General features: G+C 63.2%; 18 protein-coding genes. 11 read left to right on the top strand and 7 right to left on the bottom strand.

Going from position 1 to position 16,753, the window contains the following annotated elements:
- Window positions 1-153: 153 nt before the first annotated feature.
- Complete coding sequence (locus tag ACESNB_RS07850) at window positions 154-399, bottom strand: TraR/DksA family transcriptional regulator (RefSeq protein ID WP_373006019.1); 246 nt, start codon at window positions 397-399, stop codon at window positions 154-156.
- 113 nt (window positions 400-512) lie between these two features.
- Here ACESNB_RS07850 and ACESNB_RS07845 point away from each other — a divergent pair, with 113 nt between their 5' ends.
- The gene (locus tag ACESNB_RS07845; RefSeq protein WP_373006017.1) at window positions 513-1,475 is read left to right on the top strand and encodes an ABC transporter ATP-binding protein; all 963 of its coding nucleotides are present in this window, start codon (window positions 513-515) and stop codon (window positions 1,473-1,475) included.
- On the top strand, window positions 1,475-2,866 hold the full coding sequence (locus ACESNB_RS07840) for an ABC transporter permease (RefSeq protein ID WP_373006015.1): 1,392 nt from the start codon (window positions 1,475-1,477) through the stop codon (window positions 2,864-2,866). The genes ACESNB_RS07845 and ACESNB_RS07840 overlap by 1 nt, the downstream gene beginning before the upstream one ends.
- 304 nt (window positions 2,867-3,170) lie before the next feature.
- On the opposite strand, the gene rpsU is transcribed toward ACESNB_RS07840, so the two are convergent.
- Window positions 3,171-3,380, bottom strand: coding sequence for a 30S ribosomal protein S21 (gene rpsU / locus ACESNB_RS07835; RefSeq protein ID WP_340691203.1), 210 nt, complete (start codon window positions 3,378-3,380; stop codon window positions 3,171-3,173).
- A 127-nt stretch (window positions 3,381-3,507) separates the two neighbouring features.
- Between rpsU and ACESNB_RS07830 the strand changes: the two genes are divergently transcribed.
- The 3 genes from ACESNB_RS07830 to ACESNB_RS07820 all read left to right on the top strand — a co-directional run bounded on the left by ACESNB_RS07830 (window position 3,508) and on the right by ACESNB_RS07820 (window position 5,164).
- On the top strand, window positions 3,508-4,158 hold the full coding sequence (locus ACESNB_RS07830) for a COQ9 family protein (protein ID WP_373006013.1): 651 nt from the start codon (window positions 3,508-3,510) through the stop codon (window positions 4,156-4,158).
- A 230-nt stretch (window positions 4,159-4,388) separates the two neighbouring features.
- Window positions 4,389-4,724 (top strand): DUF2794 domain-containing protein, encoded by a 336-nt coding sequence (locus ACESNB_RS07825; protein ID WP_373006011.1) that lies wholly within the window; start codon window positions 4,389-4,391, stop codon window positions 4,722-4,724.
- A gap of 104 nt (window positions 4,725-4,828) precedes the next feature.
- Window positions 4,829-5,164, top strand: a complete 336-nt coding sequence (locus tag ACESNB_RS07820) for a hypothetical protein (RefSeq protein ID WP_373006009.1) — start codon at window positions 4,829-4,831, stop codon at window positions 5,162-5,164.
- A 3-nt stretch (window positions 5,165-5,167) separates the two neighbouring features.
- Here the strand turns inward: ACESNB_RS07820 and ACESNB_RS07815 are convergent, their stop codons facing one another.
- The gene (locus ACESNB_RS07815; RefSeq protein ID WP_373006007.1) at window positions 5,168-6,868 is read right to left on the bottom strand and encodes a von Willebrand factor type A domain-containing protein; all 1,701 of its coding nucleotides are present in this window, start codon (window positions 6,866-6,868) and stop codon (window positions 5,168-5,170) included.
- 95 nt (window positions 6,869-6,963) lie between these two features.
- A complete protein-coding gene (locus ACESNB_RS07810; protein WP_373006005.1) occupies window positions 6,964-8,850 on the bottom strand; it encodes a DUF885 family protein in 1,887 nt (628 codons plus the stop codon).
- 104 nt (window positions 8,851-8,954) lie between these two features.
- Here ACESNB_RS07810 and ACESNB_RS07805 point away from each other — a divergent pair, with 104 nt between their 5' ends.
- From ACESNB_RS07805 to ACESNB_RS07790, 4 genes are all read left to right on the top strand, one after another.
- Window positions 8,955-9,752 (top strand): SapC family protein, encoded by a 798-nt coding sequence (locus tag ACESNB_RS07805; protein WP_373006003.1) that lies wholly within the window; start codon window positions 8,955-8,957, stop codon window positions 9,750-9,752.
- A 158-nt stretch (window positions 9,753-9,910) separates the two neighbouring features.
- A complete protein-coding gene (locus ACESNB_RS07800) occupies window positions 9,911-12,013 on the top strand; it encodes a protein-disulfide reductase DsbD family protein (RefSeq protein WP_373006001.1) in 2,103 nt (700 codons plus the stop codon).
- A 41-nt stretch (window positions 12,014-12,054) separates the two neighbouring features.
- Window positions 12,055-12,702, top strand: a complete 648-nt coding sequence (locus ACESNB_RS07795; protein ID WP_373005999.1) for a redoxin domain-containing protein — start codon at window positions 12,055-12,057, stop codon at window positions 12,700-12,702.
- A 297-nt stretch (window positions 12,703-12,999) separates the two neighbouring features.
- Window positions 13,000-13,980: an alpha/beta fold hydrolase gene (locus tag ACESNB_RS07790; protein WP_373005997.1), complete on the top strand. Its 981-nt coding sequence runs from the start codon at window positions 13,000-13,002 to the stop codon at window positions 13,978-13,980.
- A gap of 443 nt (window positions 13,981-14,423) precedes the next feature.
- Here ACESNB_RS07790 and ACESNB_RS07785 read toward each other — a convergent pair whose 3' ends face one another.
- Together ACESNB_RS07785 and ACESNB_RS07780 are read right to left on the bottom strand one after the other, a co-directional pair.
- Window positions 14,424-14,774 (bottom strand): carboxymuconolactone decarboxylase family protein, encoded by a 351-nt coding sequence (locus ACESNB_RS07785; protein ID WP_373005995.1) that lies wholly within the window; start codon window positions 14,772-14,774, stop codon window positions 14,424-14,426.
- Window positions 14,771-14,962: a hypothetical protein gene (locus ACESNB_RS07780; RefSeq protein WP_373005993.1), complete on the bottom strand. Its 192-nt coding sequence runs from the start codon at window positions 14,960-14,962 to the stop codon at window positions 14,771-14,773. The genes ACESNB_RS07785 and ACESNB_RS07780 overlap by 4 nt, the downstream gene beginning before the upstream one ends.
- A gap of 78 nt (window positions 14,963-15,040) precedes the next feature.
- Between ACESNB_RS07780 and ACESNB_RS07775 the strand changes: the two genes are divergently transcribed.
- Both ACESNB_RS07775 and ACESNB_RS07770 read left to right on the top strand, forming a co-directional pair.
- On the top strand, window positions 15,041-15,376 hold the full coding sequence (locus tag ACESNB_RS07775; protein ID WP_373005991.1) for a winged helix-turn-helix transcriptional regulator: 336 nt from the start codon (window positions 15,041-15,043) through the stop codon (window positions 15,374-15,376).
- A gap of 213 nt (window positions 15,377-15,589) precedes the next feature.
- A complete protein-coding gene (locus ACESNB_RS07770) occupies window positions 15,590-16,111 on the top strand; it encodes an outer membrane beta-barrel protein (RefSeq protein ID WP_373005989.1) in 522 nt (173 codons plus the stop codon).
- Window positions 16,112-16,196: 85 nt separating this feature from the next.
- On the opposite strand, the gene ACESNB_RS07765 is transcribed toward ACESNB_RS07770, so the two are convergent.
- Entirely contained in the window at window positions 16,197-16,583 is a 387-nt protein-coding gene (locus tag ACESNB_RS07765) for a hypothetical protein (RefSeq protein WP_373005987.1), read from the bottom strand.
- Window positions 16,584-16,753: the final 170 nt, after the last annotated feature.

Genomic DNA, 16,753 nt, shown 5'->3' with positions numbered 1-16,753 from the left:
CCAAGGCAACCGCCTTGATCACCCGACTGCGAATATCCTGAGAATAACTCTTGCCCATGATCCACCTCCAAGACGAGGGAATCACAAACCAGTCCAATTGGGAATCCTCCGCGATTCACATTTGGAGAGGGATGCTCTAGCGCGCCTGCCAGCCTAGCAGGCTTCACGACATTCCGGACACCGCGCCATCGCGGGGTCGGCTTCAAGGCGCGCTATCGGGATCGGGCCGCGGCATTGCGTGCAAAAGCCGAAACGACCTTCCTCCATCCGCGCGAGCGCGGCCTCGATACGTGCCAGCAGGCGGTTGCGTTCGAGCAGCACACGCCGCCGTTCGCTCACAATATCCTTCCGGGTCAGGTGGAGGCAGCCGCGCACAGCAGGGGCAGTATCCGTTTTCATTATATTATGCTGCGTCCGCTTTAAGGGCTTGGCAAGGCGTTCTGGGCCAAACAGACCGCTTCTTATCGGGAATCGCTACGACCGAAGCGCTCCCTGACGCCGAGGAGGCTTCCATGGGTACGCCGCCCCTTGTGATGACGCAGGTGACCAAGCGCTTCGGCGCCTTCACGGCCGTCAGCGAACTGTCGCTCGAAGTGCCCGAAGGCGCGATCATTGGATTCCTCGGGCCGAACGGCGCCGGCAAGTCGACCAGCCTGCGCATGGCGCTCGGTGTGATGCGGCCGGATTCCGGCACTGTCAGCCTGTTCGGCAAGGCACCGGAGATCGCCACGCTCAAGCGCGTCGGCTTCCTTCCCGAAGAGCGCGGCCTCTACAAAAAAATGACCCCGCGCAGCTCGATAGAACATTTTGCCCGCCTCAAGGGCCTCTCCGCGCAGGATGCGCGGGCGCGGGCCAACGAACTGCTCGACACGGCCGGGCTCGGCGACTTCAAGGCGACGCGCATTTCCAAACTGTCCAAGGGCATGGCGCAGAAGGTGCAGATCCTCTCCACGCTCGCCCACCGCCCGGATTTCCTGATCCTCGACGAGCCCTTCTCCGGCCTCGACCCGGTCAACCAGCAGGTCCTCGAAGACCTGATCCGCGCCGAACATGCGCGCGGCGCCACCATCCTCTTCTCCACCCATGTCATGGAACATGCCGAACGCCTGTGCGACCGCATTGTCATGATGGCGCGCGGGCGGAAGGTTTTCGACGGCACGCTGGACGATGCGTTCGGCTCGCTCGGCCGCGGTGCCCGTATCGGCGTGACGGAGGGCTTTGACCTTGCCGCCGCGCTCGCACCCAAGGGCTTCGAGGCGCACCGTGCGCCGGATGCGGGCCAGGGCGATGCTTGGCGCATCATCCTGCCGCGCGGCGCCGGCGCCCAGGATGCGCTGCGGGCGGCCATCGAGGCCGGCGCACCGATTGTCGGGTTCGCGCCGGAGGAGGCGCGCCTGCGCGATGTCTTCGTGTCGCTGGTCGGTGAGGCTGATGCCGCCGCCCTCGTCGAATCCGAAGCGGGGGAGGCGGCCTGATGCGCAATGTCTACCTGATCTTCCGCCGTGACTATCTCGGCTATGTCCGGGCCTGGGGCTTCTGGCTCAGCCTCGCCGCCGTGCCGCTGTTCATGATCATCGGCGGCACCTTTGCCATGTTCGCCGCCAAGTCCTCGCCCGTGCGTTACTACGCGGTCGTCGAGCCTGCCGCCGTGTATGCCGACGCCATCGAGAGCGAGTTCGCGTTGAATGACGAGGATGCCAGCCAGCAGGCACGTGACCTTGCCGCCAATATGGACCTGTCGCCGCAGCAGCACGCGGCGCTCCAGTCCGGCAATGCCGCGCCGCCGCGCAAGTTCATCCGCGTGCCGGCCCCGGCCGATTCCATCGACGACCTGCGCCCCTACCTGATGGGACAGCGCCTCGTTTCCGGCCCGCTCGGCGACAAGCCGCTCTTCGCCGTCTTCATTCCGTCGGCTGACGGCAAAGACCTTGAGTACTGGAGCGATGACGTCAATGTCGGTGCGCTGCGTGCGACCGCGGCCAATGCCATGCGCCGCCTCGCGCGCCAGCAGGCCCTCTCCGAGGCCGGGCTCGGCCCGGATTTCCTCGACAGGGTCGATTCCAACGCCCTGCAAGTGTCCGCTCACCGCATCCGTACCGTGGCTGACCAGACAACGGCAGGCTCGGAGGTCACCATGGCCGACCGCGCACCTGTCTTCGTCGCGGGCGGCCTCGCCTATTTCCTCTGGCTGATGATCTTCTCGATCATCCAGTACCTGCTGATGGGCACGATTGAAGAGCGCTCGAATAAGATTTTCGACACGCTGCTCACTTCGGTGAAGCTGACTGAACTGCTCGCCGGCAAGCTGCTTGCCGTATTCGCGGTCACCTCCACGATGATGGTGTCCTGGGGCCTGTTCGCATTCGGGGCGTCACTATTCGCGACCAGCCAGATTCCCGGCGGCGCCAGCCTCCTATCGCCCTTCCTCGCGGCCTTTGCCAATCCGTCCATCATCATTCCGGGCCTGATCAGCTTTCTGCTCGGCTATGTCATGTACGGCATGATCTTCATGGCGCTGGGCTCGCTCTGCGACACGATCCAGGAAGCCCAGACCCTGCTCAGCCCGATGATGATCCTGCTCATGCTGCCAATGTTCGCGATTTTCATCGCCTTCCAGGATCCTGGCTCGCCGATTATCGACATTGCGTCATGGATTCCGGTGTTTACACCCTTCCTTTTGATCTTGCGCATGCCGCACGATCCGCCGCTGTGGGAAATTGTGGCTCAGATGTTGATCATGGCGCTCACAGCCCTGGCCATCCTCTGGCTCGCTACCAAGGTCTACCGGGCTGGCGCAGTCCACGGCGCGGGCATCGGTGACCTTGGCGGCGTTTTCAAACGCATGTTCAAGGGCAAGGCGGGCTGAGGCTCGAAAGGGGCTCATCCTGAGCGAAGTGGAAGGACGGGGCCCGTACGACCCGAAGTCGACCCCCACCCCACCTCCCCCTTGCAGGGGGAGGAGCCCCTCTCAGGGGCGCATTGAACTTTCCAAACTGAACGGACTGTTCCTTCCCCTGCAAGGGGGAGGCTAGGAGGGGGTCAAGCCCGGCACGGCGAAATCACCCGTGTCCCCTGCCAAGGCAGAGGCGGCGAATCCAAGTCAGCCCCTAAGAAAAAGCCCCGCCAGATCGCTCTGACGGGGCTTTTTTCAGTTCGTAAGACCGCAAAGCCTAGACGATACCTTCGCGCTGGGCGCGCTTGCGAGCCAGCTTGCGGGCGCGGCGAATGGCTTCGGCGTGCTGGCGTGCTTTTTTCTCGGATGGCTTTTCGAAAGCCTGACGGGCCTTCATTTCGCGGAAGAGACCTTCACGCTGCATTTTTTTCTTCAACGCGCGCAGGGCTTGCTCGACATTGTTATCGCGGACGACGATCTGTACGATGGGTCTTCTCCATTGGGCTAGGGGCGTCGCCCCGACGAATTCTTTAAGGCCTGTTAAGCCGTGAAGGGGGCCTATATCACGCAAGAAGCGATTTGGCCAAGCCCCTTAAATGATGCAAAGAAGTATTATGACACATACGCCATCCGATGTCTTGCGTTCCAGATGGCTGGAAGCCCTTTTGCCCCATGTCGCCTTTGACGGCTGGACAGATGCCGCTGCTTGCCTTGCCGCCAATGAGGCCGGGCTCAGCGAAGGTGAACAGGCGCTCGCGTCCCCGAATGGCGTGATCGACCTGATCGAGGCCTTTTTCAGCGCGGCAGAGGCCGACTCGCGGGCCGTTCTCGCCGCTGAAGACCTTTCCGCCCTGCGCGTGCCCGACAAGGTGAAGCGCGGTGTCCTCGCTTGGCTCGATGCGCTTGCCCCGAACCGCGAGGCCGTACGCCGTGCCGCCGCACGCGGTTTCCTGCCCTGGAGCGCCGGCCCGGCAGTCCAGCGGACCTGGTCGGTCGCCGACATGGTCTGGACGGCTGCGGGTGACACAGCGACGGATTACAATCGCTATTCCAAGCGCGGCCTGCTGGCGGCGGTGATTCCCGGTATCGTCATGTACTGGTTGGACGCCCCGGACGCGGCCGATCTCGACGCCTATATCTCCCGGCGGTTGCAACAGGCCTCTGGCCTGGGCAGGAATGCCGGTCGGGTCGTGGCGCCTGTGCTCGACTTCATCAAGGCGCTGAGGCCGGATGCAAATCCGTCCGGACGCGGACAGGAGCGCTGATTTGAAGAGGAAAGGTGTCGGACGAAAGTTGATCAAGCGCCCCAGGGGGCTGGGGGGGCTGATGGGTCCGGGGTGCTTGGTATACACCTCCGCCCGACACTTAGAAGATGGCGAGCGCCGGTGGCGCACGCAAGGCCAAATTGCGGTGATTTCGCCCCATTTGAATTACAATGCGTTTAGGCGACTGCAGATTTGCAGGTTCGCCCCATGCGCGAATCTGAAAGGACAACATGACGGACACGTTTTCGCGCAAACTGGCGCCTGAACCACGGGTTGCTTTCCAGAAGGCCGAGATGCAGCCCATTCTTGATGTCTATGGTCGGCTCGTCATCTCCGGAGAGGCCCGCGACTATGCCATCGGCATGGAAAAGGATGTCGCCATTTTCGCGATCTTCCGTCGGCATGCGGAGAACCCGACCTGGCGGATCGAGAAGGAACCGGCGCTCGCCAATCGGCAAGGCCAATATGCCGTCTATGGCTCCGCTGGCCAGATCCTGCGCCGGGGCCGCGAATTGAAACAGGTCCTCCGCGTCTTCGATACGCGCCGTTTCACGGTCATTAAATAGATCCTCCCAATTCGATTCGAATGGTTAACCTGCTGTTAACTAAAAAATTCTTGCGCGTTCGTTTGGAACATATTAGGAACAGAGCAAGAGAACGGAGCAGGAACATGGGTATCACAGTTAGTTTTCGGGGACGGTCTGGCAAGGCTTGGGAATTCAATCGCGTGGCACCGGACGGCCCGTGGGCACGCTGCCCGGGCGTGGCCATCTTCGCCGCGCCGGACGCCTATGGATGGCGCCTCATCCGGGTCGTCGAACTTTCCGGTCGTCCTCACGACCTCCAACCCATCTGGGCCCTGGCAGAGGCCGAGCGTTACGGCGCCAATGCCGTCTTCCTCGCCCACGAATTCGACGCTGCGGCGCGCAAACTGATGGTGAACGACATAGAGGAAGGCTTCTCGACCGTCTGTTTCACTGATCACTCCCGCAAGATCGCCGCTTAGGGCCTATTCTCCCTGGCCGGGCCGGTTGAGCGCTGCCTGCGCATCGGCCGTCTCGGCCAGGCGGGTCAGTTCGATAAATTCGGCGCGATAGCCGAATTTATCCTTGCCCTTGGCACCAGACCCCAGTTTTCGGATGGCCTCCCAGCCGAAGCCTGTGCCAAGGGCCTCTCCACCCTTCAGCATTTCGCCGAAGCCCGCCACGGCGGTCGCAAACCGCGCCCATTCCGGTGCCTTGTCGACGCTCGCGACGCGGTTCGTGTCGGTTACGGCATAGGTCAGCAGTTTTGACGTTTCCGCGCCCGGCGCCTTGTAACGCAGCTTCACAAAGGCATATTCGCCCTGCGTGCTTCCGGCCTTGGCGGCCTCGCCATAGCGCAGCGGGTCAATCTGCGCCGCATCAGACCCTGTCGGCGTCACTTCATAGATCGCCGTCACGCTGATGCCGGCGCCAATGTCGCCGGCATCCACCTTGTCATTGTTGAAATCGGCCCGTTCCAGCATCCGCGTCTCATAGCCGATCAGGCGATACTCGCTGATCCGCGCCGGATTGAACTCGACCTGGATTTTCACATCGTCCGCAATCGGGAAGATGTTGCCCGACAGGTCGTCGGCCAGCACTTTGCGCGCTTCGCTCAGCGTATCGATATAGGCGGCCGTGCCATTCCCGGTCTGGGAAATCTTCTGCATCATCGCATCATTGTAATTGCCGCGCCCGAAGCCGAGCACAGAGAGATAGATGCCGGTCTCCCGTTTGCGCGAGACAAAGTCTTCCAGCTGTTCCGGGTCGGAGATGCCGACATTGAAATCGCCATCGGTCAGCAGCATCACGCGATTGACCGCACCTTTCTTCAGGCCCTGCTCGGCAAGGGAATAGGCCAGTCGCAGGCCTTCGCCGCCAGCTGTCGAGCCACCGGCCCGCAGGTTTTCAAGCGCCGCGACGATCTTGCGCTTGTCGCTCACCGGCGTCGGCGCCAGCACTTCGCCGGCCGCGCCGGCATAGACGACGATCGCCACCGTATCGGTCGGCGCCATCTCTTCCAGCATCAGTTTCATCGCCTGGCGCGCCAGCGGCAGCTTGTCTTCCGAATGCATCGAACCCGACACGTCCACCAACAGCGTCAAATTGATCGGTGGGCGGGCGTCGCGGTCAATGTCGCGACCCTGGATACCGATCTGGATCAGGTCGCGCCCGGCATTGAAGGGCGAAGGCATCATTGTCATTTGTGTGGCAAACGGGTCGCTGCCCGGTTTCGGCTGCGGATAGGCATAGTCGAAATAATTGATCAATTCCTCGATCCGCACGGCGTCCTTGGGCGGCAGGCTGCCGCTCTTCAGGAAGCGGCGGACATTCGCATACGATGCCGTGTCGACGTCGATCGAGAAAGTCGAGACCGGCTCTTCGCTGGTCAGCCTGACTGGATTGGCCTCGATATCCTCATACTGGTCTCGGAACTCCGGCTCAGGTGGGGCCATGATGACCGGCGCCGGCACAATGCGCCCCATCTCCTGGCGGCTGTCCTTGGCGCTTCCCGTCGCGACGACGCCCTGGAGCGCCCGTTCAGATTCGGCCATGGGCGGCGGGGGAGGAGGCGTTGACGGCTTGGCGTCAACGACAGTGCCGTCCGTCTCGCCAACTTCCGTTGTGCAGCCTGCCAACAGGGCTGTTGCGGCCACACTGGCCAGTATCAATCCGCGAAGTCTCATGGTCGTCCCTCCGATAAGCGTCCTTGCCAGCAGAATGCCGCAGGCGACATGGCGGTAATAGGGCAGACTTCGGATTGTTTTGGGGTTTCCCGGCCTTATTCGTCCCGGTCGACCTGCGCGCCATACCATTGCTCGACGTCATTCTCGAGAATACCGAGCGGGCGCGGACCGCCCGTCAGCACCACTTCATGGAAGGTTGCGCGGTTGAATTTCGGCCCCAGAACCCGCTCGGCCCGCTCGCGCAGGTCGAGGATGCGCTGGCGCCCAACCCAATAGGCGGCAGCCTGCCCAGGCCAGACCGCATAGCGGTCCACTTCTGCCGCCATTGCGGCTTCCGGCTGGCCGGTCACGCCGGTGAGATAGTCCACGGCCTGCTGGCGGCTCCACTTCATCCGGTGGATGCCGGTATCGGTCACGACCCGTGCCGCGCGGAACAGAATGGATTGTAGGTAGCCGATCCGCCCCAGCGGATCGTCCGTGTAAAGGCCCATATCGTCGGCCAGCGTCTCGGCATAGGCGCCCCAGCCTTCACCATAGGCCACGTTCCAGATTATCTGCCGGGCCAGCGGCAGGTTCGCCCGTTCGGCGGCCACCGCGCTCTCCAGGTGATGGCCGGGCAGGGTCTCATGATAGACCAGCGTTGCCAGCGCAAAGTCCGGCCATTCGCTCATGTCCGACAGGTTGATCGCAAACAGGCCGGGCGCAGATCCATTGGCCGGCGCGGCGCTGTAGAAGGCTGACGGCGACGAAGCTTCAAGGAAATCCGGGACGGCCCGGATCGCCACTCGCGTCTTCGGCAGGCTGGGAATCTCATTTCCAATTGCGGCCTCGGCCTTCTGCTCCAGCTGGCGCATCCGTTCCAGCAAGGCTTCGCGGCCCACCTCATCGTCCGCATAAGTCTGGTCGGGCAGAGCGGCCAGTGCCTGCAACCTTTCGGCCACACTGCCCTCGACAAATCCCGCCTCTGTCAGCGCCGCGTCCAGCTGGTCGGTCAACGCAATCACTTCGCGCTGACCCAGCGCGTGCAGCTCGACCGCACTGACGCCGTCATAGGTATAGGCCGCCAGCGCCGCATCATAATGGGCGTTGCCCTCCGGCAATTGCCAAACACCGGGCTCTGACGGGGCACGTGCGGCTAGCTTGATCAGGTCGTCGGCAAAGCGCTCATAGGCAGGCAGGATGCCTGTCTCGACCAGCTCCCGGGCACGCACCGCCAGTGCGTCGCGTTCCTCCGCGCTCAGATCCTCGGGGCCGCCGAGCAAGCTGTCCAGCGTTCCCACGAGCACGTGTTCCTCTGCCGGGCCTGTGCCCATTTCGGTTGCCAGAACGGCCATGCGGCGCAGGATGAAGTCCGGTGCAATCACGCCCGCCGCCGCATCCGCATTCAGGCGGCGGCGCTCATCGTCGATCGCGTCCGGAAAGGCCGCCAGCCGGGCGACATAATTGCGCGCGTCCTGCGCCGTCCGCAGCGGGTGCGACCGCGTCATCAGGTCCGGCAGGTCCAGATAGGCGCCGCGCATCTGGTCGGCGACATAGGGATAGGCAACGCCAAGCCCGGTCTGCCCATGTCCGGCCACGAACAGGCTCTCGGCTGTCTCATAGGCCTTGATGAGTGTTTCCAGGTGTCGCGCCTGCGCACTGCCAGCGGCCGGCTTCGGCGTCTCGGCTAGCGCCTGCAGCATTTCCAGCCGCGATACGCGCACTCGCTCATAGGTCGCTTGCGACCGGTCCGTCAGGTAGCGATTGAACTCATACCCCACGGTCTTTTCCGTCAGGCCCAGCTGCGTCGCCAGTTCCGGGTCGCGCGCCAGTTCGGTCTGCGCCAGCGTGGTCATCAATTGGTCGACCTGACGGGCAATGCGGCGCGGTGTTCCGGCATCATCGACGGGCGGCGAACAGCTTGCAACGCATACGGTCATCGCCATCGCCGCAAGCCGCATCAGCGGGCTTCGAGGGGAGCGGATCAGCCTCTGGATGAACATGACGTTTTTTTCACCTTGTTTTTAGTGTAGTTCAAGCCGGTTCGGGTGTTGTGGCCAGTCCCTATTTCCGCTAACGCTCCCGCCAACAATTCAGGAGCACACACGTGAACACCACCCCGCAAAACGGTGGACAGCCGCCGCTCACAGGCCAGGTCCTCTTCTACCAGCAGCCCCAGCCCTTGTCGCCGGAAGATCACGGCGGCCTCGGTGTCAAAAAGATTGACGAGCCGTTCGGCTTCCTGCGTCAGGCACATGCCGTGCCGGTCACGGTCACCGAATTCGGCCTCGCGGCCTCGTCCTATCCGATCATTTTCGTCGGCAACGACCGCACTCCGGTCGCCGTCATGGGCGTCCGTCAGGGCCAGAACCTGTTCGTCGACGCGCAGGGCCGTGTCTCCGATGACAATTATGTGCCGGCCTTCGTGCGCCGCTATCCCTTCGTATTCGCCGCTGACGATGCGTCTGATCGCCTCGTCCTCTGCGTCGACCGTGCGGCTCCCATGGTGTCGAACCAGCCGGAAGTGCCTTTCTTCGAGAATGGCCAGCCGACGAAATTCACCACTGACGCGGTCGAATTCTGCAAGGAATTCGAACGTCAGCGCCGTGCCACGGCAGAATTCGTGACAATGCTGACCGATCTCGACCTGATGGAGCAGAAAACGGTCGCCTTCCAGCCACGTGACGCGCAAGGCAGTCCCGTCGGCGAACAGCAGAAGATCGCTGACTATTACGCCATTTCCGAAGATCGCCTGAACGCATTGCCGGACGCGAAATACCTTGAGCTGCGCAACAATGGCGCCGTGGGCGCCTGCTATGCCCACCTCGTCTCGCTGCTCAACTGGCCGAAAATCATCCAGCGTGCCGTGCGTACGCAGGCGGCGGAAGCACAGGCAGCCGTCTGATCCATCCGGATACGCGATACCAAAGGCGGCTCCTTCCGGGGCCGCCTTTTTTTCGTTTGGCCGCACACCCGCTCGCGCGCCGTTCACGAATGAGCGAGGGCCTTCATTCTGAGGCCAATCGCAGGCATATGGACAATTGACCCGATGAAAGCCTCAACATGATCCGTATCCTCTGCAGCCTGCTCGCGGCGATTGTCCTTGGCGCCGCGGCGCCCGCGCTCGCCGCCCCCGTTGATGGCGGCCATGCCCGCGTCGAACTGATCGCCGAACGCACCAGTGTCCTGCCCGGTGAAACCATCCAGGCTGCGCTGGAGATGGATCTCGACCCCGACTGGCACGTCTACTGGCGCAATGCCGGCGATGCGGGCCTGCCGCCAAAGCTCGTCCACCGCGATACGAGCAACATTCCCGCCGGCGCCATTGGCGATTTTATCTGGCCCATTCCGCAACTCCTGCCCGTCGTCGACGGCGAAATCATGGATTACGGCTATAGCGACCAGGTCATCCTGCCTTTCTCGCTGATGATCCCGGCGGCCGCCAGCGGCACGATCCGGCTCGACGTCGTCGCTGATTATCTCATCTGCCAAGACATCTGCGTGCCGGAATATGCTGACGTCTCGCTCGTGCTGGATGTCGGCGAGGCTATTCCCGATCCGGCCCATGGCACAATGATTGCCGACTGGATCGCCAGGGCTCCCACCATCTTTGCCGGCGAGGCCCGTCTCGACACGTCCGCCACACCGTGGAAGCTCAGCCTGCGCGGCGCGCCCGGCCTCACCCGTGACGCGGCCCTCCGCTTCTTCCCTTTCGCCCACGAGATCAGTCATCCGGCAGGCCAACCCGCCAGTTTCGGCGCTGACGGTGCCACGCTCACCCTCACGCCCGCCAGCCCGGCTGCGCCAGACGGCCCGCTGGGCGGCGTCCTCGTCGTGGAACAGCCGGACGGCACACGGACAGGCTACGAACTGTCCGCCGAACAAGGCACCGTCTTCGACAATACGGCAGGCCTCGCTGCTATTCGCTCCGGAACGTCCGGGGCAGGGGGCAACACGACAGGCCTTCTCACGCTCGCATTCTTTGCCTTCATCGGCGGTCTCGTCCTCAACTTGATGCCCTGCGTCCTGCCTGTCCTCTCGATCAAGGCCATGGGCATGGTCTCGGCTGCCGCCAGCGGCCACGCGAAAGAGCTGCGCAGCCACGGCCTCTGGTACACGGGCGGCGTTCTCGTCTCCTTTGCGGCGCTCGCTGCCGTCATCATTGCCATACGCGCGGCCACCGGCACAGCCACGCTCGGCTTCCAGCTCCAGAACGCGCCGACTGTCGCCATCCTCGCCCTCATCATGTTCGTCACCGGCCTCTGGCTGATGGGCCTGTTCGAACTTGGGAGTTCGATCCAGAACACTGGCAGCAACCTTGCCAGCCGCAATGGCGCCGCCGGGGCCTTCTTCACGGGCATTCTCGCGGCTGTCGTCGGCGCGCCCTGCGTCGGCCCCTTCCTCGGTGTCGCGCTGGGCGCGGTCATGACCCAGCCAGCGCCTGCTGTCTTCGTCGTCTTCCTCGCCATGGGTTTTGGCCTTGCTTTGCCCTTCCTCCTGCTCAGCTTCGTGCCCGGCCTGCAGCGGCTCCTGCCCAAGCCCGGCAAGTGGATGGAAACGCTCAAGCAATTCTTCGCCTTCCCGATGTTCCTCACCGCCGCATGGCTGCTCTCGGTGCTCGGCGCGCTGGCCGGTCATGGCGCCGTCGCCTGGACAGTTGCCGGTGCCACCGGCATCGCTTTCGCCATCTGGCTCGCCCGTAAACGCGGCACCCCGGCCCGCGTCGCCGCCATGCTCGTTCTCGTTGCCGCTTTTGCTGGGCCTGCCTTGCGCGCCGCGGTGCCGGGCGGCACCGAAGGCACGCCCACGGCCTATGCCGCGAAATACGAGACGGAGGCCTGGAGCCCGGAGCGCGTCGCCGAACTCACCGCCGAAGGCCGCCCGGTCTTTGTCGACTTCACCGCCACATGGTGCGCCACCTGCCAGCTCAACAAGCTCAGCACGCTCAAGACCGCTGCTGTGCAGGAGGCCTTCGCCGACGCCAATGTCGCCTTCCTCGTCGCGGATTTTACCCGCAAGGATCCGGTCATCGCCGCCGAACTGAAGCTGCGCGAACGCGCCGGGGTGCCGATGTATCTCTGGTACCCGGCAGGGGCGACAGAGCCGGACATCCTGCCCGAAATCCTGTCTAAAGACCTTGTGATTGGACTTCTGGACGCGTCTTGAGTTCAATACGGGGCAGGGGGAGCCCCGATAGGAGACTGCTCATGTTCAGCCGCCGCAATATTTCACTCGCCGCCGGCATGGCCGCCGCTGTCGCCCTGACAGCGGGCGCGCTCATCGCGTCGACCGCCGATGCCAGCCCCCTCGTCACGCCCGGCCAGCCCGTCCCGGGATTCACTGGAACCAATTCGAATGGCGACACCGACTCCCTCGCCGATTTCCCCGGCAGGACAGTGGTCCTCGAATGGACCAATGATGGCTGTCCCTTCGTCCAGAAACATTACGCCACGCCGCCCGCCAACATGCAGACCCTGCAATCCTATGCGGGCGCCGATGATGTCACCTGGCTCTCGGTGATTTCCTCCGCCCCCGGAAAACAGGGCCACGTCACCGGCGACGAAGCCAATGCCCTGACAACTGTCCGGGATGCCATGCGCACCCATGTCCTGCTCGATCAAACAGGCGAGATCGGCCACCTCTACGGCGCCAAGACCACGCCGCACATGTATGTCATCAGCCCTGACGGCACGCTCGCCTATGAAGGTGCCATCGATTCCAATCCGTCTGCCCGTGTCGAGGACATTGCTGAGGCCACCAATTATGTCCGCGCCGCCCTCGACAGCGTCGCCGCAGGCGAAGCCGTCGCCGTCCCCAGTGCCAAGCCCTATGGCTGCTCGGTGAAGTACGAGTAGAGCCGGTAGCCCCTCCCTCTAGCTCTCCCGCCTTGCAGGGGGGGAGAACAGATCGCTCTACGGGGAAGATAAATGCATACGTAAGGGGGAGGCTGGGTGGGGGTCCATTCCCAAATCACCGACGCGCTCATCCTGCGCGAAGTCGAAGGACGGGCGCAGGCGTCCTGTTCTCGCCACCCAATCCCCCATATCCCCAGCGCAGGCAGGCGCGGCGCCCCCCCCCGGCATCCCCAGCGTCAGGCTTGTCTTAACCGGTCCCGCATTTATGACAGGGGCGTCAGGTAAAGAGGATCAGCCATGAGTTCAGGCCCCGAAGGGATTGTGCGCGACCAGCCAACGGAAATGCCATCCGAGGGTGGCCCGCTGCTGGAATATCGAGGCGCCGTGCCGCCTGCGCCCGCCTGGTTCCAGGACGCGGTCGCAACCCCGTACGAATCCGATTCCGTCGCCGTCAACGGCGCGCAGGTCCGCTACCAGCGCTGGGGCCAGCGCGGCAAGCCCGGCCTCCTCCTCGTCCATGGCAATGGCGCGCATGCCCATTGGTGGGATTTCATCGCCCCTTATTTCGCCGAGCATTACAACGTCGCCGCACTCACCTTTTCCGGCATGGGCGAAAGCGACTGGCGCGAGACCTATGACATGGCGACATTCAGCGCCGAACAGATGGCCGTCGCCGAAGACGCCGGCCTGTTCGACGCCGAGGTCAAGCCGATCATTGTCGCCCATTCCTTTGGTGGCTTCGTCACGCTCGTCACAGGCGCCGAGCATGGCGACCGCTTCACAGGCATGGTCATTGTCGACAGTCCGGTAAATCCGCCCGAGCGGCCCCATCGCGGCCCGCCCCGGTCAGGCCGTCCCAACCGTGTCTATGACGACCTCGCCAGCGCCCTTGGCCGGTTCCGCCTTGCGCCGCCTCAGCTCTGCGAAAACTACTACGCCATGGACTATATCGCCCGCTGGAGCCTCAAGAAGCAGGACGATGGCTGGACCTGGAAATTCGATCCCTCGATCTGGACCCATTTCGAACCGAATGACGCGCCGGGCGACATGCTGAAGGCCGCGAAATGCCGGATCGCGATCATCCGTGGCGAGGAAAGCGACCTGATGCCGAACGATGTCGGCGACTACATGCGTAAGCTGCTCGGCCACCAGGTGCCGTTCATCTCGATCCCGCATGCGCGCCACCACGTCATGCTCGACCAGCCGCTCGCCTTCGTCTCGGCCCTGCGCACCCTGCTCGCAGAATGGGACCATTCGGAACCGCATCGCAGCATCTGAGGCCCCGACCCGCTGGTTTGTTGGAAAGAGAACTGCCTCTCCCACACCGCGAAACCTGTGGCATGATAGCCGGCATGAACCTGATGCCGTCCACCCCGCTCCAGTCGCTGGTCATCGTTGCATGGCGGCGCGCCGATTATATGGTGCACGACATCGCGCGCGCTCGGCCTTGGCCGACTCGCCTGCAAGCCTTTCCTGTTGCGCCCCGTCCGGGCCCGCCTCGCGGCAGACCTCGCCCGTTTCGAAGCGCTGCCCCGCCGCCTGCTCGTGCTGATGGTGCTGGAGCGTCCGCCGCCGGAGGTTCGGTCGCGCGCCGCGCAGGTGACGGCACCACCCTTGCCACGTGGCACACCCGCGCCACCCCCTCAGCGCCCCGCTCCCGCCTCGCGCCCCTGCCGCCTGCGACCAGGTCGCGCCCCGTGCCGGGCACGTGTGCTGGCAGCTCAGTCGGGAAACGTCGCGCCGAAGGCTTCGCCCGGCAGCCGCGCCGTGTTCGCGACAAAGCTCACCGTATGGTACGTGCCGCACAGTGCGAGGATTTCCAACTGCTGCTCAGGCGACCAGTCCGTCTCGAACCGCGCGAGGACCGTGTCAGACATGCCGCCTGTGCTGCATAGGTTGTCGATCGCCCAGATCAGGCTGGCTGCCTCAGCGGTCCACAGCGCCGCGTCGACGCCCGTAGCGCGGGTGGCTGCGACCTGTTCCGGGGTCAGCTTCGCCGCCTTCGCAAAGATCGCAACATGCACGCCCCATTGGTATTCGCAGTTCCGGTTCGCCGTTGTGCGCAGGATCACGATCTCGCGGACGCGCAGGGGCTCTCACGGTCCAGCGGGTTCGGCACGCCCTTCTTCAGGAAGCGGACGCTATTCGCGAAGGTCCGGAACAGGGTGAGGCTGTAACCATCGGTGTTCGGATACGTTGCCAGAATCTCGGCGACGTCGGGGGGATAGGGCGCGTTGAGCGGTGTCAGGGAATTGGCCATGGTGCGGTTCTTCTGCTACGGAATAGGTAGCGAACCAATACGCTACACAAAGTGTAGCATAAAGAAGGAATGCATGCCATGACCAAACGCCCCGGTACGCCCGTCCGCGGGTCTGCCAACAAACGCCCGATCATGGTCCTGCTCGACGTGCTGGGCCAGCGCTGGACCTTGCGTATCCTGTGGGAACTGCGCGGCGGCCCGGCCACTTTCCGTGTCCTGCGCACCCGGTGCGACGAGCTTTCGCCCACTGTACTCAACTCGCGTCTCAAGACCCTGCGCGACCTCAACCTCGTTGGTCTCGACGACGACGGCTACAGCCTTACGGTGAAAGGCTACGAACTCGGCGAACGCCTCGGCGATCTCGACACTTGGGCCCGTGACTGGGCCCGTACGACAGGCAGCCAGGCCGAATAGTCGAACACTGGCCGCCCGCTCCGGCGTCTGCCAGCTCGTCCCCCGCAGGGGCGAAGAAAAAGTTGCGCCGGATCAACAGCCTGGAGAGGGCTGACAGCTGGAGAACGACCCGATGCGATTTTTGTGAAATTCCCCAGCGCGAAGCCTGATTTGCATAATCAGGCGGGTCATGTCCTGCCCCCGAAAGAAACAAGGTGTTTCTCGAGGGAAAAAATGAAAAAATTTATCGTCGGCGCCGCAGCAATTCTTGCCGCCATGAGCCTGCCTGCACTGACAGCGACCGCGCAGAACCACGAAGTCGGCGCGGGTGTCAGCGTTGGCGGAACCGGATACCTGCTCAATGGCCGGTATGGCTACAATTTCAACAAGAATTTCCGGCTCGAGGCCGAAGCCGCCGCCGGGACATTCATCTTGGGTGACGTCGACTATTTCGTCTCGGCATTTGCCGTGGCGCGTCGTCCGTTTGGTGAGAACAATTCCGCCGTCTATGCGCGGGCTGGCGCAGGCTACATGAGCTTCACATCGGATTTCTTCTGCGGCGGCAATCTTTTCCCGTGTGAAACCGAAACCCGTGCGCTGGGCCATGCCGGCGTCGGCGTCGAATATTTCTTCTCCGAAAAATGGGGCGTCAAACTCGATGCGACCGCTGTGGTCAACCCGGGTGATCTCGACAATGACAACAATGACGACGACTTCACCGGCTATGGCGTCTTCTCGATTGTCCGCCGCTTCTAGCCTGTAAGACGACTCTTGCCGGTTTGAGTTCACTGAAGACGGCATCGGCCCACAGCCGGTGCCGTCTTTCATTTTCACCGCCTCGCTACGATGGCCCGTCGCAGGTCTGTGTACCGCGCTGGACGCCGATCTGGCCTACCTTGCCGGTTGCGTTGTCCACCTCGAAATAGATGTTGCCATAATCGTAGACGGTGACCGTATCGCGGGTCACCACGCATTTCGGTTTGCCATAGGCCCCGCGCGCAAAGATCTGCTCCGAGCCCATCGACACGCCGAGATCCGTGAAGAAGCGCGGATCGTGCGCGATGATCCAGTAGACTGTGTCGTCTGCGGCCACGGACAGCCCGTCAAACGTGTAGGACGTGGCATTTGTATGCGCGATCGGGATGGTTCGACTCGGCTTTCCCTGCAGCGACAGCAGACTGGACAATGACATGCCCAGCTCGACATTGCTGACTCGCTGACCGGGCACGATCTGGTTATCCTTGAGGTCAGGCGGTGCACTAAAGCACATCCGCGACAAAAGGAATCGTGAGGGATTCCCTTTTGCTTCGAACTCTGATTCTCCTGTTCGGCAGGAGGATTTGTCGATGGCAGTTTCGTATTCGCTTGATTTTCGCCGGGCTGTTGCGGCCCATGTTG

This window comes from Hyphomonas sp. (assembly GCF_041689225.1).
GTDB lineage: Bacteria > Pseudomonadota > Alphaproteobacteria > Caulobacterales > Hyphomonadaceae > Hyphomonas.
This window is presented reverse-complemented; position numbering and strand designations above follow the sequence as displayed.